The sequence below is a fragment of the Nonomuraea sp. NPDC050540 genome, assembly GCF_044457485.1.
GTDB lineage: Bacteria > Actinomycetota > Actinomycetes > Streptosporangiales > Streptosporangiaceae > Nonomuraea.
On record NZ_JBITHA010000010.1, the window covers coordinates 1 to 21,455 of the forward strand.

Annotated in this window: 23 protein-coding genes; 13 read left to right on the forward strand and 10 right to left on the reverse strand. The window is 71.6% G+C overall.

The window, feature by feature from the left end:
• Nucleotides 1–158: 158 nt before the first annotated feature.
• Together ACIBI5_RS31020 and ACIBI5_RS31025 are read right to left on the reverse strand one after the other, a co-directional pair.
• Complete coding sequence (locus tag ACIBI5_RS31020) at nucleotides 159–815, reverse strand: response regulator (RefSeq protein WP_379620110.1); 657 nt, start codon at nucleotides 813–815, stop codon at nucleotides 159–161.
• Nucleotides 812–1,795, reverse strand: a complete 984-nt coding sequence (locus ACIBI5_RS31025) for a HAMP domain-containing sensor histidine kinase (protein WP_397252272.1) — start codon at nucleotides 1,793–1,795, stop codon at nucleotides 812–814. The genes ACIBI5_RS31020 and ACIBI5_RS31025 overlap by 4 nt, the downstream gene beginning before the upstream one ends.
• Nucleotides 1,796–1,970: 175 nt before the next feature.
• On the opposite strand from ACIBI5_RS31025, the gene ACIBI5_RS31030 reads away from it, so the two are divergent.
• From ACIBI5_RS31030 to ACIBI5_RS31040, 3 genes are all read left to right on the forward strand, one after another.
• The gene (locus ACIBI5_RS31030; RefSeq protein ID WP_397252273.1) at nucleotides 1,971–2,810 is read left to right on the forward strand and encodes an SPFH domain-containing protein; all 840 of its coding nucleotides are present in this window, start codon (nucleotides 1,971–1,973) and stop codon (nucleotides 2,808–2,810) included.
• 47 nt (nucleotides 2,811–2,857) lie between these two features.
• Nucleotides 2,858–3,316 (forward strand): CBS domain-containing protein, encoded by a 459-nt coding sequence (locus ACIBI5_RS31035; RefSeq protein WP_397252274.1) that lies wholly within the window; start codon nucleotides 2,858–2,860, stop codon nucleotides 3,314–3,316.
• Nucleotides 3,317–3,403: 87 nt separating this feature from the next.
• Nucleotides 3,404–4,690: an SLC13 family permease gene (locus ACIBI5_RS31040; RefSeq protein ID WP_397252275.1), complete on the forward strand. Its 1,287-nt coding sequence runs from the start codon at nucleotides 3,404–3,406 to the stop codon at nucleotides 4,688–4,690.
• Here the strand turns inward: ACIBI5_RS31040 and ACIBI5_RS31045 are convergent.
• A complete protein-coding gene (locus ACIBI5_RS31045) occupies nucleotides 4,687–5,619 on the reverse strand; it encodes an AraC family transcriptional regulator (RefSeq protein ID WP_397252276.1) in 933 nt (310 codons plus the stop codon). The genes ACIBI5_RS31040 and ACIBI5_RS31045 overlap by 4 nt on opposite strands.
• Nucleotides 5,620–5,731: 112 nt before the next feature.
• Here ACIBI5_RS31045 and ACIBI5_RS31050 point away from each other — a divergent pair, with 112 nt between their 5' ends.
• Together ACIBI5_RS31050 and ACIBI5_RS31055 are read left to right on the forward strand one after the other, a co-directional pair.
• Nucleotides 5,732–6,586, forward strand: coding sequence for an NAD(P)H-binding protein (locus ACIBI5_RS31050; protein WP_397252277.1), 855 nt, complete (start codon nucleotides 5,732–5,734; stop codon nucleotides 6,584–6,586).
• 18 nt (nucleotides 6,587–6,604) lie between these two features.
• Nucleotides 6,605–7,501, forward strand: coding sequence for an SDR family NAD(P)-dependent oxidoreductase (locus ACIBI5_RS31055; RefSeq protein WP_397252557.1), 897 nt, complete (start codon nucleotides 6,605–6,607; stop codon nucleotides 7,499–7,501).
• Here the strand turns inward: ACIBI5_RS31055 and ACIBI5_RS31060 are convergent.
• Entirely contained in the window at nucleotides 7,480–8,604 is a 1,125-nt protein-coding gene (locus ACIBI5_RS31060) for an SRPBCC family protein (protein WP_397252278.1), read from the reverse strand. The genes ACIBI5_RS31055 and ACIBI5_RS31060 overlap by 22 nt on opposite strands.
• A 126-nt stretch (nucleotides 8,605–8,730) precedes the next feature.
• On the opposite strand from ACIBI5_RS31060, the gene ACIBI5_RS31065 reads away from it, so the two are divergent.
• From ACIBI5_RS31065 to ACIBI5_RS31080, 4 genes are all read left to right on the forward strand, one after another.
• A complete protein-coding gene (locus tag ACIBI5_RS31065) occupies nucleotides 8,731–10,149 on the forward strand; it encodes a hypothetical protein (protein ID WP_397252279.1) in 1,419 nt (472 codons plus the stop codon).
• 64 nt (nucleotides 10,150–10,213) lie between these two features.
• On the forward strand, nucleotides 10,214–11,473 hold the full coding sequence (locus ACIBI5_RS31070; RefSeq protein ID WP_397252280.1) for a carotenoid oxygenase family protein: 1,260 nt from the start codon (nucleotides 10,214–10,216) through the stop codon (nucleotides 11,471–11,473).
• 19 nt (nucleotides 11,474–11,492) lie between these two features.
• The gene (locus ACIBI5_RS31075; RefSeq protein WP_397252281.1) at nucleotides 11,493–12,365 is read left to right on the forward strand and encodes a GntR family transcriptional regulator; all 873 of its coding nucleotides are present in this window, start codon (nucleotides 11,493–11,495) and stop codon (nucleotides 12,363–12,365) included.
• Nucleotides 12,366–12,391: 26 nt separating this feature from the next.
• Nucleotides 12,392–13,219, forward strand: coding sequence for a DUF4429 domain-containing protein (locus ACIBI5_RS31080; RefSeq protein WP_397252282.1), 828 nt, complete (start codon nucleotides 12,392–12,394; stop codon nucleotides 13,217–13,219).
• 1 nt (nucleotide 13,220) lies between these two features.
• Here ACIBI5_RS31080 and ACIBI5_RS31085 read toward each other — a convergent pair whose 3' ends face one another.
• Genes ACIBI5_RS31085 through ACIBI5_RS31100 form a run of 4 tightly spaced genes read right to left on the reverse strand, consistent with a single transcriptional unit; the run spans nucleotide 13,221 to nucleotide 16,743 of the window.
• A complete protein-coding gene (locus ACIBI5_RS31085) occupies nucleotides 13,221–13,835 on the reverse strand; it encodes a hypothetical protein (RefSeq protein WP_397252283.1) in 615 nt (204 codons plus the stop codon).
• Nucleotides 13,836–13,870: 35 nt separating this feature from the next.
• Nucleotides 13,871–15,298, reverse strand: a complete 1,428-nt coding sequence (locus tag ACIBI5_RS31090) for a hypothetical protein (RefSeq protein ID WP_397252284.1) — start codon at nucleotides 15,296–15,298, stop codon at nucleotides 13,871–13,873.
• A gap of 46 nt (nucleotides 15,299–15,344) precedes the next feature.
• Entirely contained in the window at nucleotides 15,345–15,977 is a 633-nt protein-coding gene (locus tag ACIBI5_RS31095; protein ID WP_397252285.1) for a hypothetical protein, read from the reverse strand.
• Between the two features lie 28 nt (nucleotides 15,978–16,005).
• Nucleotides 16,006–16,743: an enoyl-CoA hydratase/isomerase family protein gene (locus ACIBI5_RS31100; protein ID WP_397252286.1), complete on the reverse strand. Its 738-nt coding sequence runs from the start codon at nucleotides 16,741–16,743 to the stop codon at nucleotides 16,006–16,008.
• 117 nt (nucleotides 16,744–16,860) lie between these two features.
• Between ACIBI5_RS31100 and ACIBI5_RS31105 the strand changes: the two genes are divergently transcribed.
• The 4 genes from ACIBI5_RS31105 (at nucleotide 16,861) to ACIBI5_RS31120 (ending at nucleotide 19,847) form a co-directional block, all read left to right on the forward strand.
• Entirely contained in the window at nucleotides 16,861–18,138 is a 1,278-nt protein-coding gene (locus tag ACIBI5_RS31105) for a glucose-1-phosphate adenylyltransferase (protein WP_397252287.1), read from the forward strand.
• 167 nt (nucleotides 18,139–18,305) lie between these two features.
• Nucleotides 18,306–18,608: an isoamylase early set domain-containing protein gene (locus tag ACIBI5_RS31110; RefSeq protein WP_397252288.1), complete on the forward strand. Its 303-nt coding sequence runs from the start codon at nucleotides 18,306–18,308 to the stop codon at nucleotides 18,606–18,608.
• Nucleotides 18,609–18,709: 101 nt separating this feature from the next.
• Entirely contained in the window at nucleotides 18,710–19,150 is a 441-nt protein-coding gene (locus ACIBI5_RS31115) for a hypothetical protein (protein ID WP_397252289.1), read from the forward strand.
• A gap of 166 nt (nucleotides 19,151–19,316) precedes the next feature.
• A complete protein-coding gene (locus ACIBI5_RS31120) occupies nucleotides 19,317–19,847 on the forward strand; it encodes a phospholipase (protein WP_397252290.1) in 531 nt (176 codons plus the stop codon).
• Between the two features lie 86 nt (nucleotides 19,848–19,933).
• Here ACIBI5_RS31120 and ACIBI5_RS31125 read toward each other — a convergent pair whose 3' ends face one another.
• Together ACIBI5_RS31125 and ACIBI5_RS31130 are read right to left on the reverse strand one after the other, a co-directional pair.
• On the reverse strand, nucleotides 19,934–21,013 hold the full coding sequence (locus tag ACIBI5_RS31125; protein WP_397252291.1) for a C45 family autoproteolytic acyltransferase/hydolase: 1,080 nt from the start codon (nucleotides 21,011–21,013) through the stop codon (nucleotides 19,934–19,936).
• Nucleotides 21,010–21,438 (reverse strand): hypothetical protein, encoded by a 429-nt coding sequence (locus tag ACIBI5_RS31130; RefSeq protein ID WP_397252292.1) that lies wholly within the window; start codon nucleotides 21,436–21,438, stop codon nucleotides 21,010–21,012. Before ACIBI5_RS31130 ends, ACIBI5_RS31125 begins: the two co-directional genes overlap by 4 nt.
• Between the last annotated feature and the right edge of the window lie 17 nt (nucleotides 21,439–21,455).

Sequence of the window (21,455 nt, forward strand, 5' to 3'; positions counted from 1 at the left end):
GTGGGAGACCACCCCGATCCTGCGGCCCGCGCTGGAGGTGAACTCGTGTTTGAGCCCGATGCCCGGCAGCGCCGTCTGCTCGATCTCCATGGGGGTCTCCGGTTCTTGATCGTTAGCGGGATTCAGGGCCGCACCATACCCGACATCGCCGCTCGGGGTCAGGGCTCGACCAGACCGGCCCGGATGGCGTAGCGGGTCAGGTCGAGGCGGTCGTTGAGGCCGAGCTTGGCCAGGATGTTCGTGCGGTGGCGGTCCACGGTCTTGGGGCTGATGACCAGGGTGTCGGCGATGGCCTTGGTGGAGTGACCCTCGGCGATGAGCTTGACGATCTCCTCCTCGCGGGCGGTCAGCAGGCTGTCGGGCAGGGGATCGCCGTGCTCGTGGCGGTGCAGATAGTCACGGATCAGGGCGGTGACCGCGCCCGGATAGAGGAAGGGCTCGCCGCGCATCGCCGCCCGGCAGGCCTCGATGAGGTCGCGGTCGGCGACCGACTTCAGGACGTAGCCGCTGGCCCCCGCCTTCAGCGAGGCGAAGAAGTACTGCTCGTTGTCGTACATCGACAACATCAGCAGCCGTACGGCGGGCCAGCGCCGCGAGATCTCCCTGGCCGCCTGCAGCCCGGTCATGCGCGGCATCGCGATGTCCAGGATGACCAGGTCGGCCTCGTGCTCGCGCAGGACGTTGAGCACCTCGGCGCCGTCGGCGGCCTCGGCGACGACGGTCAGGTCGGGTTCGGCGTCCAGGATGAGGCGTACGCCCTGGCGGACCAGCGCGTGGTCGTCGGCCAGCACGATCCTGGCGGGTGTCGCGGTCATGCGGTCGGCTCCTTGGCGGTTCCGGGGACGGTGAGCGTGATCCGCGTGCCCCCGCCGGGTGGTGAGTGGATGCCCAGGCGGGCGCCGATGAGCAGGGCGCGCTCGTGCATGCCGCGGATGCCGGCGCCGTGCTCGCGGACTCCGCCCCGGCCGTCGTCGGTGACGCGCAGGACCACCTCGCCGTCCTCGACGACGGCCAGCGTCAGGGCCGCGGTGGCCGCGCCGGAGTGGCGGGCGACGTTGGTGAGGCTCTCCTGGGCGATGCGATACAGGACGAGTTCGACGTCGGCGGCCAGCGGCGGCACGCTCGCCAGCGAGCGGGTGACGTGGACGCTGCCGGTCTGCGACAGATCGGTGGCCAGCGCGGTCAGCGCGCTGTGCAGGCCGAGATCCTCCAGGACGCCGGGGCGCAGCCGCCGGGCGACCTGGCGGACCTCGTCCAGGCTGGCCCGGATCGCCTCCTGCGTGTGCTCAAGCTCGGCCGTCAGCTCGGCGGGGGCGCGGTCACGGGTGCGTTTGAGCCCCAGCAGCGCGACGGTGAGGCTCTGCCCGATCTCGTCGTGCAGTTCCCTGGCGATGCGGCCGCGCTCGGCCTCCTGCGCGGCGAGCGCGTGGGCGCTGGCCGAGGCGCGTTCCTCCTCCAGCCGGTCCAGCATCTGGTTGAAGGTGGTGACCACGCTGGCCAGGTCGCCGTTGCCGTCCTCGCGCAGCCGGTCGCGGTTGTGCAGCAGATCCACGCGCTGCATCAGCGACGTCAGCGCGGTCAGCGGCGCCAGACTGGCGCGGACCAGCAGGGCGTTGGCGGCCAGGATCAGCGCCAGGCCGATCGCCAGCACCGGGATCTCGGCCAGCAGCACCGGCGAGGACACCGTCGCCGGTGACAGCGCCAGCACGAGCGTGCCGGCCGCGAACACCAGGGCGTTGATGACGAACAGACGGCGAAACAGCGCCTGCGCCGGGCTGTGGGCGTGCTCCTTCATGACCTCAGCCTGGTCGGGCGCCCCCCGCGATGTCCAACGACCGGCCCGGCCACGGCGGAAGATACGGGCCGCGACCCCGCCGAAGTGCGGGTCAGCCCCGATAGCCGCAGGTGGGGGCGGCTGGCGAGACTGATCACCTCCCCGGAGATAAGGGGCGGACCGTAAGGAGGTGACGATGCGCGGCACGGACACGTCCTGGATCGTCGCGGCCGCGGCGCTCGTTCTTCTGCTGGCCGCCGCGTTGCGGTCCGTCCCCCGGGGCCATCACCTGGTCGTGCTGCGTTACGGCCGGGCGGTCGCGGTGCGGCGGCGAGGACTGGTGGTCGTCATCCCGTTCCTCGACCGCACCCGCCCGGTACCCGCGGGCGCCGAACTCGTCGAGGCGTTCGCGCTGCCGGCCCGCACCCGCGACGGCCTGCGGGTGCGGGTGAGCGTCGTCGCCCACGTCGGCGTCACCGACCGCGCCGCCTACGCGCTGGCCGCCCGCCCGCCGCTCGCCTGCGCCGCCGAGGAGCTGGAACGCCAGATCGTCGCCCGCGTGGCCGCCGCCACCCTGAACGAGCTGGCCCGATCGCCCGAGAACGTAGGCCGCCTGCTGCACGACGGGCTTCAGGCCCGCGTCGCCCGCCTGGGCCTGGGTGTGGTCCGGGTCGAGCCGGTCCGCCTGGAGCTGCGGGCCGACCCCGCCCTGCTGCGGTGGGCGCGTGAGCGGCACACCGTCCCGACTGACGAAGGTGCACCCATGGAGATCCATCACACGACCGTGCCCGGCACCGGCGACCTGCACCACCTGCGTACCCGCGCCGGGGAACGCCTCAGCGTGCTCGTCGACCACACGCAGCGCCGCCACCTGCACGTGTACGGCACCGGCGAGGCCGACCAGCCGCTCGTGGCCGTCACGCTCGACGGCGACGAAGCCGACCAGCTCGCCGAGCTGCTGAACAGCCGCAAGACCGCCGACCGCTTGGCCGCCCTGGAACGCCGCCTGGAACGTATGGAGGTGCGCGCCTCATGACCGCCAGACCTTCGACCAGCCTTCACCCCGCCAGCGTGGATGGTGCCATGCAAGCGCGCGACATCGCCGTCCGACTGCCCACCGTGACCGTCCGCGACCCCGTCGTACGGGCCGTGCGGCTCATGGTCGTCAACCTGCTGCCCGGCCTCATCGTCGTCGACGACCACACCAGGCCGGCGACCGTGCTGCCCGGCACCCAGGTGCTGCGCCTGGCCATCCCCGCCTCCATCCGCGAGGACCACGCCCTGGCCGCCACGCTCGACGAGGCGGAGGCCGACGTGTTCTGGCAGGAGCTCGGCAGCCTGACCGTCGGCGACTGCCTGCCGGCGCCCATGGGCCGGCCGGCCACCGTCGCCAAGGACGCCACCCTGCTGGAGGTGGCCGCGCTCATGGCGCGCACCCGCAGCCCGCTGGTCGCCGTCGTCGCCCACGACGGCACGCTGACCGGCGCGATCACCCTCGAACGCCTGCTGACGAGCCTGGCCATCATCGGCCCGTCCGACTGACCGCGCGCCCGCGCCCACCGCCTCACCGCCGCCAGGAGGTCTGCTCTTCATGCCCGGTCACGCCCCGCGAGCCTCCGCCAGACCAGGATGAGCGCCATCGTGGCCCTGGCCATCTTCGTCGTGGCGTTCTTCTTCATCGCCACGGAGAAGGCCGACAAGGTCAAGGTCGTCCTCATCGCCGCCGGGCTCATGACCGTGCTCGGTCTGGCGCCGGGTTCCGACGTCTTCTTCAACGAGCACGCCGGCGTCGACTGGAACGTCATCTTCCTCCTGCTCGGCATGATGATCATCGTTGGGGTGATCAAGCAGACAGGCTTGTTCGACTACCTGGCGATCTGGGCGGCCAAACGGTCGAAGGGCCGGCCGTACCGGCTGATGGTGATGCTCATGGCGATCACCGCCATCGCCTCGCCCTTCCTGGACAACGTCACCACGATCATGCTGGTCGCGCCGGTGACCGTGATGGTGTGCGGGCGGTTGCGGATCCCGGCGCAGCCGTACCTGATCGCGGAGGTTCTGGCCTCCAACATCGGCGGGGCGGCCACGCTCATCGGGGATCCGCCCAACATCATCATCGGCAGCCGGGCCGGGCTGACGTTCAACGACTTCCTCGTGCACATGGCGCCCGCGGTCGTCATCATCTTCGTGATCTTCGTGCTGTTCACCTATCCGTTGTTCCGGAAGTCGTTCCAGTACAACCCCGACCATGTCGCCAAGGTCATGGCCATGCAGGAGAAGCGGGCCATCACCGATCCCGTTCTGCTCGTGCGGTCGCTGGCGGTGCTGGCGGGGGTGGTGGTCGCGTTCGGGCTGCACTCGGTCTTCCATCTCGCGCCCTCGGTCATCGCGCTCGTCGGAGCGGGGGTCATGCTGCTGGTGTGCCGGGTCGAGCTCGGCGACGTGCTGCGCGAGGTCGAATGGCCCACGCTGGTGTTCTTCGCCGGGTTGTTCGTCATGGTCGCGGGGCTCGTGCACACGGGCACGATCGAGGCCATCGGCCGGGCCAGCATCGAGCTGTTCGGCGACAACCACTTCGCCGCGGCCACCTCGCTGCTGTTCGGCTCCAGCATCCTCGGCGCCTTCTTCGACAACATCCCCTACGTCGCCACCATGGCGCCCGTCGTCGAGGAACTCGCCGCCGCCGCGCCCGACGCCGCCACCGGCCAGGCCCTGTGGTGGGCCTTCGCGCTCGGCGCGGACTTCGGCGGGAACGGCACCGCCGTCGCCGCCAGCGCCAACGTCGTGGCCATCGGCATCGCCGCCCGCACCGGCCACCCGATCAGCTTCTGGCAGTTCACCCGCTACGGCATCGTCGTCACCCTCGCCAGCACCGCCCTGGCCTGGGTCTACGTCTGGCTGCGCTACTTCCTCTAGGAACCGGTGCGGTGGCGGCTCGGCGACAGGCCGCGTACCCGTTTGAAGGCCACGCTCAGCGCGAACGCGTTGGCGTAGCCGACGTGCCTGGCGACCGAGTCGATGGTGATGTCGGAGGAACGCAGCAGGTCGGCGGCGAGCGCGAGCCGCCAGCCGGTGACGTAGGCCATCGGCGGCTCGCCCACGAGGCTGGCGAAGCGGCGGGCGAACGCCGCGCGTGACGCGCCGACCTTCTCCGCCAGGAGCGCCACCGTCCACGGCCGGGCCGGGTCGCCGTGGATCAGCTTCAGCGCCGGGCCGATCAGCGGGTCGCTCTGCGCCTGGTACCAGCCGGGCGCCTGGGCCTCGGGGCGGGCGAACCAGGCGCGCAGGGTCGCGATCAGCGCCAGGTCGAGGAGCCGGTCGAGGACGACCTGCTGGCCGGGGCCTTCGCCGTTGACCTCCTGGGCCAGCAGTTCCATGACCGGGGAGGGCGTGCTCGCCCGCGGCACGAGCACGACCGCGGGCAGGGCGTTGAGCAGCCGGTCGCCGACCTCGCCGCTGACCTGGTAGGTGCCGCTGGCCACGATCGCCGAGCCGTCGGGGGTGAGCCCGCTGGTGCGGGGGCCGAGCCGCAGCTCGTCGGTGATGTCGACGCCGTCGATGGTGGTCAGGCGGTTGCCCGGGTGGACGACGGTGTCGGGGGCGGTGGCCGGGTCGTCGCCGATCGTGTACGGCGCGGGCCCCTTGACGATCGCCACGTCACCGGTGCGCATCAGCACGGGCTCGCCCCCGTCGGGCACGATCCAGGCGTGCCCGCGCAGCGCGGTGGCCAGGGCGAGCATGGCGCCGTCGGCGATCCGCAGCGACCACGGTGGTTCCAGAATCGCCTGGCAGAACGCCGCGCTGCGGGCACGGACTCCGTCGAGAAGGTCGGCGAGGGGGTCCACACCCTCAGCTTAGACGGACAGAAATGGAGGCGAGCGTACCGAATATGGATCGTCTCACCCGGGGCGACTTCACTGGAAGTGACTCGATCGACGACCTCAGGAAGGCGGTCCCATGTACGCGATCACGGGTGTGACAGGCCACGTCGGCGGCGCGGCGGCCCAGGAGCTTCTGGCCGGTGGAGCGGCGGTGCGGGCGGTGGTCCGCGACCCGGCGAAGGGCCGCGACTGGCCTCAGGCGGCGGTCGCCGATCTCGGCGACAGGGCGGCGCTGGCGGAGGCGTTGCGCGGCTGCCAGGGCGTGTTCGTCATGCTGCCGACCGATCCGGCGGCGGACGACCCCGACGCCTATCACCGCGGGCTGGCCGCCTCGATCGCCGGAGCGGTCGAGGACAGCGGCGTTCCGCACGTGGTGATGCTGTCCTCGGTCGGCGCGGAACTGGCGGAGGGCACGGGCCCCATCCGCTGGCTGCACCACCTGGAGAACCTGCTGCGCGAGACCGGCACGGTCCTGACCGCGATCCGCTCGCCGCACTTCCAGGAGAAGGTCGAGACCGTGCTCGACGCCGCCACGGGGGCCGGCGTCTACCCGGTCTTCGGCGAGTCGGCCGACGTGCCCACGCCGATGGTCGCCACGCGCGACATCGGCAAGGTGGTCGCGCGGGCCCTGACGGAGCCGCCCGCGAGCGGCGAGGTCGTCGACCTTGACGCCCCCGGCTACACCGAGCGGCAGGTCGCGGAGGAACTGGCGGCGGTGCTCGGCACGACGCTGCGGGTGGTCACCATCCCGCGGCCCGGCTGGGTCGGCACGATGGTCGAGGCGGGCCTCCCGGAGCCCCTCGCGCAGGAACTCGCCGGCCTGTACGAGGCCGAGCAGCGCGGCCTGCTCGAACCCCGGGGCGACCGGACGATCGCCTGCCCGACCGAGCTGGGCGAGACCCTGCGTCACGTGGTGAAGACCATCTCCTAGGAGGGCACCGTGTCCACGATGGTGATGACCGGCGGCACGTCGGGCTTCGGCGCGACCGCCGCCGGCCGGCTGACGCGCGGCGGGGACCGCCTGATCCTGGGCGCGCGCCGGCCGGTGCCCGGCGGCGAGTCGATCCCGCTCGACCTGACCGACCTCGCCTCGGTACGCGCCTTCGCGACCTCGGTGCGCGAACGACTCGGCGGCACCCCAGGCACCCCCGTGGACGCCCTGGTGCTCAACGCCGGCCTGATCCGCCCCGACGCGGACGGCCGGAGCGCGGACGGCTTCGAGACGACGTTCGCCGTCAACCACCTCGCCCACTACCTGCTCATCCGCCTGCTCCTGCCCACGTTGGCCGACGGCGCGATCGTCGTCCTGACCACGAGCGGCACGCACGACCCCGCCACCGGCGCGGGACTGACACCGCCGAGGCACGCGGACGCGGACCTGCTGGCTCACCCGGACCGCGACCCCGGCCGCGATCCCCGGCCGCGCAAGGCGGGCGAGCACGCGTACACCGCGTCCAAGCTCTGCGCCGTGCTGACGGCGCGCGCTCTGGCCGGGCGCGGCGTCACGGCCGTCGCCTACGATCCGGGTCAGGTGTTCGGCACGGGGCTGGCCAAGGACCTGCCGGTTCCCCTGCGGGTGGCGTGGTCGCTGCTGGGCACGCCGGTGCCGCGCTGGGCGGTGAGCCGGTTCAACCCGTATCTCAACAGCCGCGCCGCCGCAGGGAACGCCCTGGCCGACCTGGCCCTCGGCCTGGCGAGGCCACCGGGCGGCCGCTCGTACGCCGCGTTGCGCCGGGGTCGGCTCACCTGGCCGGACCCGTCGGAATCGGCCCGCGACGGCAGGCTCGCCCAGGCGCTCTGGGACGACAGCGCCAATCTCGCCGGTCACTTCAGGGCGTCGCGGTAGGCGTCGAGGACGAGGCCGTGGAAGTGGTGGAGCGCGTGCTCCGACAGGCCGGAGCCGGCGGGGTCGTACACGATCTTGCCCTGGGTGAAGGCGGGTGTGCGCATCCCGCGCTGGACGCTCTCCACCAGGGCGATGTCCTCCACCTGGAGAACCTCGTCGATGTAGCGGATGCTGTCGAGCTCCGCCTCGTCCGGATCGGCGGTCTCCAGGTAGAAGTCCCAGGTCTCCAGCGTCCGTTCCGGGCCGGCGGGGATGATCTGCAGGACCATGAGGTTGCCCCGGCCGGGGTAGCGCAGCAGGCACGTGTTGGGCCACAGCCACCAGACCGCGTGCTCGGTCACGGTCGCGCCCGACACGTCGTAGGCGGAGTTCTCGGCCGTGCCCGCCCGCGCCATGTGGCTGGACCAGATGCCGTGGGTCGTCACCTGGTACGTGCTCATGTCGACCAGCGACACGAAGTCCTTGTGCGCCACGTGGCAGTGGTAGCACTCCAGGAAGTTGTCGACGACGTTCTTCCAGTTGGAGGCGATGTCGTAGGTGAGGCGGCGGGCGAGGGTCAGTTTGGCGATGTCCGGCGCCCGCTCCTCGATCTCCGCCGCCAGGTCCCCGGCCCGCTCGGCGAGCGGGGCGGCGCCGGGGTCGAGGTTGACGTAGACCATGCCGGCGAACTCGGTGACCTGGACGGGGTCCAGGCGTACCGTGCCGGGGTCGAAGGCCGGCAGGTCGCCGGTGTTGCGGGCGCGCCGCAACCGGCCGGTCAGGTCGAAGTTCCAGGCGTGGTACGGACAGACGATGCTGCGCCGGACGCCGCAACCGGACAGCAGTTCGTGCGCCCGGTGCTTGCACACGTTGTAGAACGCGCGCAGCGTGCCGGACTCGTCCCGGACGGCGACGACGGGCATGCCGGCCACGGTGGCGCTGACGTAGCTTCCCGGCTCGCGCAGCTTCTCCGGGTGGCACAACCACTGCCACGTCCGCGCGAAGATCGCCCGCTGGTCGACGTCGAACCAGGCCGGATCGGTGTAGGCGTCGGCGTGCAGCGACATCGACAGCGCGGGGTCGGGGTGGTATCCGGCGGAGATGTGGTCGAAGGTGAGGGTCATCCTGCCTCCTGCAGACTTCTGCCGCGTCCATCGTGTGGGGGATCCGGTGTCCCTGGCGCCAGGGACGGGAAAGATCGCTCCCCGGCGTGACGCCCGCGCGGGGTCGCGCTGCCTAACCTGCCCGCCATGGAATCCGAATGGACCAGGTTCGGCAAGACCCGCCGCTGGGTGATCGGGATGGTGGCCGCGGCGCTGATCCCGGTGGTGGCCGGGCTCGCGCTCGTCGTCTCCTCACGCGCCACGTGCGGCAACCAGGCCACCGAGGAGCCCTGCCCCGCACCCATCCTGGGGCCGGGCGGGCAGGCCGTGGAGGACAAGTTCTACTTCGTCCACCAGCCGCTGCGCGGCGACGGCAGCATCACCGCCCGGGTGAACGGCATGACGGGGCGGATCAAGGAGCCGCCGCCGCCCGGGACCGGCGCGGGCCCGCCGCCCGTCCCCGGGCTGGTGCCGTGGGCCAAGGCCGGGGTCATGGTCAAGGACGGCATCCGGCGGGGGTCGCGGTACGCGGCGATCATGGTGACCGCCGAGCACGGGGTGCGCATGCAGCACAACTTCACCGAGGACGTCGCGGGCTCGGCCGGACCGTATCCGCGCTGGCTGCGGCTGACGCGTACTGGCGACACGCTCACCGGATACGAGTCGGCCGACGGCCAGAAGTGGACCGAGGTGGGCAAGGCCGATCTCGGCGGGCTGCCCGGCACGGTGGAGATCGGGCTGTTCGCCGCCTCGCCCGGCGCGCTGACGATGGCCGGCGGCGGGCCCGAGTCCAGGTTCTCCGAGGCCACCGCCGTCTTCGACCAGGTCAGCCCGCAGGCGGGCCCGTGGAAGAGTGACGACATCGGCGTCCAGATGGAGCCCGACGGCGTGACGCCGCACCACGGGGGAGGGCTCTCCCGCTCCGGCGGCACGTTCACCGTCACGGGGACCGGCGACATAGCGCCCGGCACCGAGTGGCAGCCGATTGAGCGCACGCTCATCGGCGCGTTCCCGGGCCTGATCGCGGTGATCGTCGTGGCGGTCTCGTTCGGGACGGCCGGCCGCCGGCGCCTCGTCCCCAAGGCGGTGGTGATCGGCACCGTCGCCTTCGTCAGCGGGGTGATCCCCGCCGCCGTCGTGGTGCCGATCGCCCTGCGGATCCTCCCCTCCAACGGCGTCCACCCGCTTCCGGCCGGCCTGCCGGCGTACCTGCAGGTGATCGTCGGCACCGGCCTGCTGTTCGCCGCCGTCGCGGTGCTGTCCCTGGGCATCGGCGCGCTGTTCGGGCGGGCCGCCGCGGGGATCGTCGCGGCCGTCGCCGCGGTCTTCCTTCCGTACGCGCTGGCGCTGGCGGGCGTGGGGGACTGGCTGCTGGCGGTCACTCCGGCGGCGGGTTTCGCGATCCAGCAGAGCGCTCGCGAGTACGCGCAGGTCGAGGGCTTCTACACCGCGCTCACCGGCTACTTCCCGCTGGCGCCGTGGGCGGGGTTCGCGGTGCTGTGCGCGTACGCCGCGCTCGGCCTCGGGCTGGCCGTCGTCATGGAGCGCCGGAGGCGGTTGCACTAGTGCACAGCTCGGTGTTATCCCTTGCCGCAAGGGATGCCGGCAGGCTCGTGCGTACGGTGTCAACATGAAGTATCTGGAAGGGCCGTTCGCGCCCGTCACCGAAGAGGTCACCGCTCACGACCTGCCCGTCACCGGGCGGATCCCGGCCGAGCTCAACGGCCGCTACCTGCGCAACGGTCCCAACCCGCTGGGCGTGGAGGACCCGGTCGTCCACATCTGGGGCATGGGCCAGGGCATGGTGCACGGGGTACGGCTGCGCGACGGCCGCGCCGAGTGGTACCGCAACCGGTTCGTCCGCGCGCCGGGCATCGCGCCCATGGTGCACGTGATCGAGCACGCCCGGCGCACCTTCGCCATGCTGGAAGGCGGCATGCCGCCCACCGAGCTGGACGACGAGCTGAACACCCTGGGCACGTGCGCGCTGGGCGGGACCGAGGAGGGGTTCACGGCGGGGGCCCACTCCAAGCACGACCCGCTCACCGGCGAACTGCACTCGCTGTCGTACATGATGGGCCGCGACGTCGTCCAGTACATCGTGACCGGTGTCGGGGGCGGCGTCGTGCGGGCCACCACGATCCCCATGACGCGCACGCCGTTCCTGCACGACTTCGCGCTCACCGAGAACCACGTGGTGCTGTGGGACACGCCGCTGGGCTTCGACGGCTTCGAGTGCCGGTGGCTGCCGGAGCACCCGACGCGGGTGGGGGTCATGCCGCGTACCGGCGGGGAGGTGCGCTGGCTGGACATCGACCCGGTCCACGTCAGCCACACGCTCAACGCCTACGACGACGGCGACTCGGTCGTGGTCGACCTGGTCACGGCCGAGGGGCCGTTCCATCCCGCCGATCCCGGGGCGATCCGCCCCGTGCTTGACCGGTGGACGATCACCGCGGACGCCGTCCATCAGCGGCGGGTCGACGACCGGCCGCAGGACTTCCCCCGGGTGAACGAGACGCGCGCCACCCGGCCCCACCGGTACGGCTACTCGGCGGCGGCGGCCCTCTACGGGATCCCGTTCGCGCCCGAGGGGATGCCGCCCGACGACGCGTTCACCAACGCCCTGGTCAAGCATGACCTGGAGCGGGGGACGGCCGAGGTGCACGGGTTCGGCGCCGACGAGGCCGTGGGGGAGGCCGTGTTCGCCGCCGCCGGGCCGGGAGAGGACGAGGGGTATCTGCTGACGTACGTCCACAATCCGCTCAGGAACGCCAGCGATCTGGTGATCCTGAGCGCCCAGGACTTCACCGGCGCGCCCGTCGCGCGGGTCCACCTTCCGGCCAGGGTGCCGCTCGGGCTGCACGGCAACTGGTTGCCCGATCGCTGAGGCGTGGCAGCATGGCGTCGTGAACGATCCGCGACCGCCGTACCTCCGGATCGTCGCCGACATCGAGCGGCGCATCGCCGACGGAGAGCTGCGGCCAGGCGATCGCGTCCCCACCACCAGGGCGATCATGGCCGAATGGGGCGTGGCCATGGCGACGGCCACCAAGGCGCTGTCCGCGCTCAAGCAGGCGGGCGCCATCGAGTCCGCGGCCCGGGTCGGCGCCGTGGTCGCCGCTCGCCGGCTGCCCGCGCGCTCGGCCGGGAGCCTCGAACGCGAGCGGGTCGTCCGCGTGGCCCTGCGGATCGCCGACGAGAGCGGCCTGGCGGCGCTGTCGATGCGGGCGGTGGCGGCCAAGCTCGGCGTCGCCACCATGACCCTCTACCGGCACCTCGACGCCAAGGCCGAGCTCACCCACTTGATCGCCGACGCCGCGTTCGCCGAGATCGAGTACCCGGAGCCGCCGCCCGGATGGCGCTCCCACCTGCGGGTGGCCGCCCAACTGCAGTGGGCCGCCTACCAGCGCCATCCCTGGCTGCCGCGCCTGGTGTCGATCACCCGGCCGGTGCCGCTGCCGGGGATGCTGGCGTACGGGCTGTGGACGCTGCGCGCGCTCGACGGCCTCGACCTGGACCCCGGCACCCGCCTGCACGTGTACGGCACGCTCGTCAACTACGTGCGCGGGACGGCGGTGAACATCGAGAGCGAGGCCGGCGCCGAACTCGACACCGGCATGACCAGCACGCAGTGGGTCACGGCCAGGCTGTCCGTCGACGGGCCGCTGGTCGCCCAGGTCACCGAGCCGGGGACGGAGCTCGATCTGGAGTCGTTGTTCGCCTTCGGCCTCGAACGCCTCCTGGACGGCCTGGGAACCGTGCTCACACCCCGGCGGTGAGCCCGATGATGGCTTAGCCTGAGGGCGTGGAGGATGTTCTGGCGGGCTCCGAGAGCGTGTGGGGCTTCGAGAGCGACGCCCTGCGCATCCGGCCGGGGCCGAAGGCGAACAAACTCCTCGCCGAACTCGGCGAACGCGTCGTTCCCCACAGCGCGATCGCCGAGGTGTCGCTCGCGCATGGCAGGCGGGGCACGGTGGTGCTCCGGGTGACGCCGAGGCGTGGGGCGGATCCGGTGATCAGCGCCGCCGCCGGGCAACTGGCCGAGGTGCTGGACCCGTACCGGCTGGTGTTGCCCGCCGGCAAGGAGACGCTGGCCGACTACTACGCCGACGAGCTCCGGTCCGCGATCACGAGCCGGGAGCCCGCCGAGCGGTTCCTGGTCGCCGCCCCGCCCGTGCCGCGGGGTTTCAAGGCGTGGGACGGCGCGGCCACGTTCGACGGCGAGCACGTGACCTTCACGTGGTTCTGGTCGGGCGCCTCGACGGCCAAGTACAGCGCCGGTGACCAGCGCTTCCGCGTCGCCGATCTGGAAGGCGTGGAATGGCACGCGCCGGTGAGGGCGAGCGGCTCGCTCAGGCTGAAGGTACGCGACCGGGTGGCCCCGTCCGACCCGAACGACGACCCGGCCTCGGTGGTGTTCGGCCTGGGCTGGGGCGTCACTCACAAGTCGCTCCCGTTCGCCGCCGCCGTCCTGGCCGCGATCCCCGCCGGCGGGCCGAAACCGCTCTCCCCCCGCCACACCGCCGCCGAGATCACCGAGCTGATCGCCAAGCTGGGCGAACTGCGCGACGCCGGGCTGCTGTCCCCCGAGGAGTTCCAGGCCAAGAAGGCCGAGCTGCTGTCCCGGATGTGAGCTAGTCGGCCGTGCTGTGGCGGGCGTACCAGGAGAGGGTGGTCGCCGTGACGACCGCGACGGCGGCGACCCAGCGCCAGGAGACCGCGGGCTGCGGCGTGGTGGGGGTGCCGGTCTTGCCGGGTCGCACGGGAGTACCCAGGGCGGTGATCAGGTCGGTGGTCACGGGACCTCCGATGGTCTCGTGGGTGGTCTCGCGTTCGTCGCCGGCCTTGAGCGGGCCCGTGCCCGGACGGATCGGGATGTTTCCCGAACACAGCGACGTGGACAGGCTCGCGCCCGGCACCCGCTCGGCCTGGCCGGCGAAAACGAGGTAACGCGCGTCCTGGTCGAACACGTACCCGCACGCGGGGCTGTCGGTGTCGGCGCCGATCTGGAACTCGGCGGCGGGCGCGCCCTTGTAGACGTGGTCGGTGCGGAAGGTGTAAATCTTCTGGGCGTTCGGCGGGCCCTTGACCGTGCGGATCGCCACCACGGTGCCGGTGAACACCGCCGTCGCGTTCTGTACGGCCTGCGCCGGCTTGAACTCCACGCAACTGCAGGCGCAGGCGGCGGTGGTCGTGCCCACCAGCATGGCGGCCGCCAGCGCGGTGACCACGAGCAATCGCAGCATCATGACCTCACGACGTACGGCGGGCCCCGAACGGTTCGCTACACCACCTCGTATACCAGCTCGTAGACCGCCTGGCCGTCGCTCAGCACGGCGTTCTTGCGCCCGGTGGCGCGGTCGGCCACGGTCGCGACGACGGAGCCGATGTAGTCGTCCACGCCGGCGAAGCCGCCGTCCAGCTCGATGACCTCGATCTTCGCGGGCGCCGCTCCCAGCGGGAAGGTGTGCCCGAGGTCGATCCGCATGCCCTCTTCGAACTCGTACGGGGCACCGGCGACGTCGGCGCCGCCGACCCGGATGACGATCTCGTCCCCGGCGTCCGGGTCGCGGTCGGAGGGCGTACGGCAGATCAGGGAGACCAGCCGGAGCGTCGCCGCGGGCGCGTCGACGGGCACGCGCACCAGCGGGATCGGCGCCGGCTCGCGCAGCGGCGGGACCAGCTCGCCCGGGTCGAACAGGCGTGGCGGCGAGATCTGCCCGCGCGACAGCTTGATGGCGTGCTGCATCGCCGCGTTGATCAGCTTGGTGTAGGTCGAGATCACGGTCAGCAGGACGTCGGTGGAGGGCAGGCCGCGGAAGAACTCCGGCTGCCGGAGCGCGAACTCGAGATCGTTGCGCGTCTGGATGAAGCGCAGCTTGCGCTCGCGCGCGTCGGCGAGCGCCAGCAGGAACGCCTCCTGCTCCTCCGGGGTGGGGACCGGCAGCGGCAGCGTGTCGTATGTGACGACCTCGGCCTCGTAGGCGGCCGAGCTGTCGGAGGCGATGGTGGGGAACTGCTTGAACCGGGTGATCACCTCGCCGATCTCGACGGTCGGCGCGATCGTCGCGCCGGAGCCCGCCTTCTGGAACATCGTCGCGGTGTACTCCGAGCGCGAACTGGCGCTCCTGTTCGCCTCCTCGAACGAGGCCTTGAAGCTGCCGGAGGCGACCAGCCCGTTCGCCTCGGCCTGGAGGGTGGCGGCCAGCGAGGTCTGGCGGGTGGTCGAGACCGACGTGATGCGGATGACCGCGTAGAACTCGCCGCCGGTCTGCAGCCCGCGCACGAAGCTGTCGCCGAAGGCCCGGTTGAACTCCTCGAACCGCAGGGCGTCGAGCAGCGCCTTGGCGTCGGCGGTGACCCTGAACCCGCGGCCCCGGCGCAGCGCGTTCTCGACGACGACGCGGGCCACGAGGAAGGTGGAGGTGGAGTTGTAGTTGGACGACTCGGAGAACGTCGTCTTCGCCGAGGCGGAGAAGAATCCGTAGCGGCCCTGCGCCTCGAAGGACATGCCCAGGGTCTCCTGGAGTTCCTCGTGGGTGCTGACGATGCTGATCGACGAGGTCACCGTCTGGCCGTCGGCGTCCGGGTCGGAGGAGACGGTGAAGCCTTCGAGCGCCGTCCCGACGGCCAGGCCGGACTCGCTGTTGAAGCCCATCCCGACCTCTTCGTCGTTGAACAGGACCCTGCGCACCTGCGGAATTCGCGCCATGCACCGACGATCTCAGGGCGCCGGGTCCCGCCACATGAGTACGGGGCTACTCAGCTTCTCCGTCGGGCCAGTAAGGAAGCGAGCGCCCCGCGGCCGACGCGATGGCGGCGCCGTCCACCTCGGCGAAGGTGAGCTCGACACCGCCGGCGGGCCACTCCACGGCGAGCTGGAACGGCTCGGCGGGCGGAGAGGGCCACAACCACAACCCGGCGACGAGGACGCTCGAGTCTTCTGGGCCGCTGCGCATCGACATGCCGGGCAGCAGCCAGGAGATCTGCGGACCCGGCGGCGGCGCGGCCGACGGGGGATGCCGCTTGCCGATGCGGTGCCCGACGGTGGTGACCTTGGAGCCGTCGGCGAAGCGCACGCCGAACCGCAGCAGGTCGTCAGGCAGCGGGGCGCCGGCCTTCACACCGGTGACCATGTGCTGGTAGATGGCGCGCGTGAGGGCGGAGTCGTCGGCGGACGAGCGCGTGATGACGTCCACGTTGATCAGGCAGCCGGTGCTGAAGGCCTGGATCGTCTGCACGATCATGGCGACGTCCTGGGTACGGGCCAGCACCAGATCGCTGACCAGCACCGCGCCCCTCTCCAGCGCCGGAGGCGCCTGCCAGGGGGACAGGCCCGGTTGGGGTGATTCGGATGGTTCGTCCTGGGCCGTTGGGGGCTCGAAGAACATGATTCCCACCATATGCGCGCGGAGCGCTTCACGAGCGGCGGCGGGACGCGACCGTCCGTGCCATGAAGGACTCGATCCGCCCGTCGGCCGCGGCCGTCCGCCACAGGCGCAGCGTCTCCTGCTCGCCGGCCGCCTCGCCGCGCAGTTGCCCCTTGGTGTGCCGGAAGGTGTCGGCGGGGATCGCGGCCAGCCGGCCGGCGACCGACAACGCCCGGTCGAGCAGTTCACCGGGCTCGGCCACCTCGTCCACGAACCCGTGGGCCAGCGCTTCGGCGGCCGGATGGTTGCGGCCGCCGAGGATCGCCCGCCGCGCGCCGACCGGCCCGAGCGCGGACCGCATGATCTCCAGGGCCACCTCCGGGAACGGCACTCCCACCAGCAGTTCGGGAACGCCGATCGTGCCCGGTCCGGTGGCCATGACGCGGTGGTCGCAGGCGGCGGCCAGCACGCAGCCGCCGGCGATCGCGTGGCCGTTGATCGCGGCCACGGCGGGCTTGCCCAGGTCGAAGACGGCCCGGAACGCGCCGCTCAGCGCCGGCAGGTACGTGGCCACGTAGCCGGCGCCGCCGTCGACGATGCGCTCCAGGTCGACCCCGGCCGAGAAGGCCCGTCCGGAACCGGTGAGCACGACGGCTCTCACCCCGCCGGTGTCCAGGTCGCGCAGCGTCGTCTCGATCGCCTGGCACAGCTCCAGGTCCAGGGCGTTGACCTTGCCGTGGGCCAGCCGTACGACGGCGATCCCGTCGATGACCTCAACCTCGATCACGCCGGTTCCTTTCCGCCGAACGGCAGGTCTTCGCTCATGCGCGGCATAACGATTCTTTGGGGGTATGACGCACCTTCTTGCAATGGAGCTGTGAAAGGCGAAGATAGCGTCATTCCCATGACCTCGTGCAGAGTTATGGCCGTGGTGCTGGCCGGCGGACAGGGAAAACGACTACTGCCGTTGACGATGGGCAGGGCCAAACCGAACGTCCCGTTCGGCGGGATGTTCCGGCTGATCGACTTCGTGCTCTCCAATCTGACCAACGCCGGCTATCTCAAGATCGTGGTGCTGACCCAATACCAGAGCAACAGTCTCGACCGCTACATCGCGCGCGGCTGGCAACTCTCCTCTCAGGTGGGGCACTACATCGCCCCGGTTCCGGCGCAGCAGCAGTTCGGGCCGCAGTGGTTCTCCGGCTCGGCCGACGCGCTGTTCCAGAACCTGCACCTGCTGCGGGACGATCCTCCGGAACATGTGCTGGTGTTCGGGGCCGACCACGTCTACCGGATGGATCCGGCGCAGATGCTCGCCCAGCACCTCGAGTCCGGGGCGGACGTCACGGTCGCGGCGATCCGGCAACCGCGGGCGCTGGCCCACCAGTTCGGGGTGATCGAGTGCGCGCCGGGCGGCCGGCGGATCGCGCGGTTCGTGGAGAAACCCGGTGACCCGGCCGGCCTGCCCGACTCGCCGGAGGAGATCCGCGCGTCCATGGGCAACTACGTGTTCAGGACGCAGGCGCTGATCGACGCGGTGGAGGAGGACGCGATGGACGTGTCCAGCCGCCACGACATCGGCGCCGACATCATCCCCATGCTGGTACGCGAGGGCCGGGCCGACGTCTACGACTTCGCCCGCAACCACGTGCACGGCGTCAGCCCCCGCGAGCGCGGCTACTGGCGTGACGTCGGCACCCTGGACGCCTACTACGAAGCCCACATGGACCTCATCGGACCCGACCCGGCCTTCACGCTGCACAACGCGCACTGGCCGATCCGCACCTTCCACGACCTGCTCGCGCCGGTGACCTTCGGCAGGGAACGGCCGGGCCGCGCCGTCGACTCGCTGCTCTCGCCGGGCGTCGCCGTCGCCGCCGAGGCGGACATCGAGCGCTCCGTGCTGTCCCCGCGGGTCACGTTGGGGGCCCGCGCCCAGGTCGCCGACTCGATCCTGATGGAGAACGTACGGGTGGGCCGGGACGCGATCGTCCGGCGGGCGATCGTGGACCGCGACGCCGTCATCCCGGACGGCGCGAGGATCGGCCTCGACCCCGAACTGGATCGCGAGCTCTACACGGTCACCGACAACGGGATCGTGGTCGTCGGCAGCGAGGGCGCCCGGCGGTGCGAGACCCGGGTCGAGACGGCCGGCGGCCTGCCGACCGGATCGCGTCACTAGCCCATGAGGAAATTCCCGGAGCGGAATCCTCTCGTAAACGCTAAAAACTGCGAAGATCGCCCGTTTCTCGCCGTCGGCCGGGGTATGGCTGAACGCGCAATCGTCTGAATCATCTTATTCGGGGGAGAAAGATGTTCACTCACAGCAAACCCAACAGGAGGGGGCAGGTGGAGGTTCTCTTCACCCTTCCCGGTGAGGTCGGGCCGGTGTCCGTCGTCGGCGACTTCAACGGCTGGGACCCGCTCGCGCACCCGATGCAGCTCGGCGACGACGGTCGCTACAGGGTGGCGGTAGCCGTACCGCAGGGCGAGGCGTTCGCCTTCCGGTACCTGGGCGATGGCGGCCGCTGGTTCGACGACGAGGGCGCCGAGGAGTACGACCACCGTGGCGCCGTCTTCCGCGTCCCGACGCCCAAGCGCCGTGCCGTTCCCGCCAAGCCGCGCGTCGCCGCTGGCAAGACCGCACGCTGACCCTCCACGCGGGCCCGCCGGCCGGATCCGGGAAGTCATGCCCGACCGGCGGGTGCCGCAGGGGGTGGACGCGAACCGCGCGCCACCCCACATTGGTAGACATGTCGATCAGAGCAGGCGGCCTCGCGGCCGCCGCCGCGGGCTGCGTCCTGGCCACCCCTGTCGCCGTGTGGTGGCTGGTCGGGGATCTGAGCGTGGACGTGCCGCAGGGGACCGGTCTCGACTACGCGTTCCGGCCGCCGGACATCGGCCCGGTGGTGGAGCGGGTGGCCGGCCTGGGCGCTGTGGCCGTCATGGTGCTCACGCTCGGCCTGCTGATCTGGGCCGCCCGGGGGCGGCGCTTCGACGGCCGGTGGTGGGCGGCGCTCGTACCGGCGCTGGTGGCGGGGACGATCGCCGGGGCGGGGGCGCGCGTCGTGACCGCGGGCACGATCGGCGCGAACATCGGGGCCGGGCTGGCCCTGGTCGGCGGGGGCGTGGTCGTCGGCCTGCTCCTGCTGTGGGCGGCCGGGTGGTCGGCGCGGTTGCTGCTGTCCCGCTGACATCGGAATTCGACTGACCGTAAAGGGCGACTCTCCGCAAACCCTGCTGGAAAAATTGGACAAGATCTGCTTTTAGTTTTCCCCGCCTTCGCTTCATTGTTAGGTCGTCGGGCGAACCTTGCCACCGCATTCCTCCGCACCCCCCGTGCAGTGAAAGCAGGTTCTCATGGTCAGACGGTCCCTCTTACTCGCGATATCCGCCCTCCTGTCCGTGGCCGCCTTCTTCGGATTCGCGCTCCCGGCCCACGCGGTCACGCCGGAACAGAAACTCGCCGCGCTCTCCACCTTCTCCCAGCCGAACGCCGGCAGCGCCTCCGCCTGGCGCGCCGCCTGGCAGAACCAGGCCGCGTGGGCCGACTACAACTTCGACTGGTCGACCGACCTGTGCTCCAGCAGCCCCGACCAGCCGCTCGGCTTCGACTTCAGGATGTCCTGCCGGCGCCACGACTTCGGCTACCGCAACTACAAGGCCATGAACGTCTTCCCGGCCAACAAGCCGCGTATCGACGACGCCTTCTACTTCGACATGCGCCAGGTGTGCGCCGGATATTCCGGGCTCTCCCGCTCCACCTGCAACGGCCTGGCCTGGACCTATTACCAGGCGGTCAAGGAATTCGGCGACCTGCGCGTCACCGATGAGCAGATTCAGCAGGTCAAGCAGCAGGCCGAACGGAACCACCAGAACGCCGCGGCCTGAACCGTCGTCGGCGGCGGGGACGCCGGACCGGCGTCCCCGTCACCGGCTCGACCTGGTTCTCACGGACCCAGGGGAGCGCCGCCGGATCATTCCCCTGCCGGGCCTGCCGGGCCTGCCGGGCCTGCCGGCCGCACGCCGCAGGGGCCGCCGGCGTGGACGGTGAGGTCGCCGCGGTCCACGTGGAGCTCGATCGTCGCCAGCGTGCGCTGCTCCCACTCCGGGAGTACGGCTCCCGCCGGCACGTGACAGCAGATGCTCTTGCTGCCCGAGGAATGGTCGGCCATGGCCTCCGTCAGCGGCCCGCCGGAGCGCAGGCGCCGACGCAACGTCTGGTGGCGCAGCAACGTGTCCGGGTACTCCCGCGGCACCTGGTCGCCCGCGGCGGCGACCGGGTCGAGGAAGTGGTTGGTGTGGACCAGGACGCCGTCGTCGTCGGGCAGCACCCAGGAGGGACCGCCCGGATGGAGTTCCGCGGTGATCGCGGAGCCTGGGGTGACCACGGTGATCGAGGTCGAGGCGGAGACCTCGGGCGAGACCAGCAGGCCGGTGGCCGAGGACAGGTCGCGGGCCTCGTCGAGCACGCGCCGGGCCACCACGTGAACGGGCACGCCCATGGCCTCGCCGTCGCGCGCGTGTGACAGGAACGTGAAGAGCACGCCGACGTTCGCCGAGCTGACGCCGATCTTGCCGACGATGCCGTACTCGGTCATCGTGCGCACGACGTGCCCGGACGGGTGGGGGATGGTCCAGACGAACCAGTTCCCGGCCATCGCCTCGGCCCAGTCCCAGGTCTGCCCGGCCCGGGTCGGTTCGCCGAGCACGACGGCCGCCGAGCACTCGCCGCGCGGCGGCGCGGGCAGGGTGGCGAGGATCTCGGTCCGCGCGTTGATCGCGGCCAGGTCCTCGACCGGCAGCCCGGCGCCCGCCGCCATCCCCTCGATCTCCCGGGCGAGGTCGGGCGCCCACTTCTCGATCGCGGTGAACGCCCGCGCGCCCGGCTCGGCGATGGGCACCGGCGCCTCCGCCAGGCCGTCGAACATCATCCGGTACCCGGTCACGGTGCGGGCGATGTCGCGCGCGTGAGCCGTACCGAACTCAAGACCACGCTCGTACGGCCCGGCGGCCCGCGAGGTGAAGCTCCTGACCACGACTACCTCCAGTGTCAACGGCGGTGCAACATGACGATCATGCGGACGGCGGAGACCGCGCTCGCGACCGCACTGATCACGGTGACCCATAACCAGAAGGCCGTCCAGGTGGCGGGGATCGGCAGGAGCGCGGCGAGCAGGACGGGGTAGCCGAGCACCAGGACGCGCAGCCGCCGCTCGTCACGGAGATGGAGTCGGAGCGGGCGCGCCGGGCACGGGCGCAGGCCGCCGGCCAGGACCAGGCGCCAGGTGTGCAGCGCGGTGAGGTAGAGCGTGACGATGACCGCCAGCCCGAGCAACTGGGCCCATTCCGGCGCGGTGTCGTCCCCGGCCAGGAGGTAGGGCAGCACCATCGCCGCGAGCGGCAGCGTGCTGGCCGCCTCTGCCGCGATCATCCGGCTGGCCGGCCTCTCGCGGAACAGCGGAAGCGCTGATATGTTCATATTTCGTTCTATCGTAC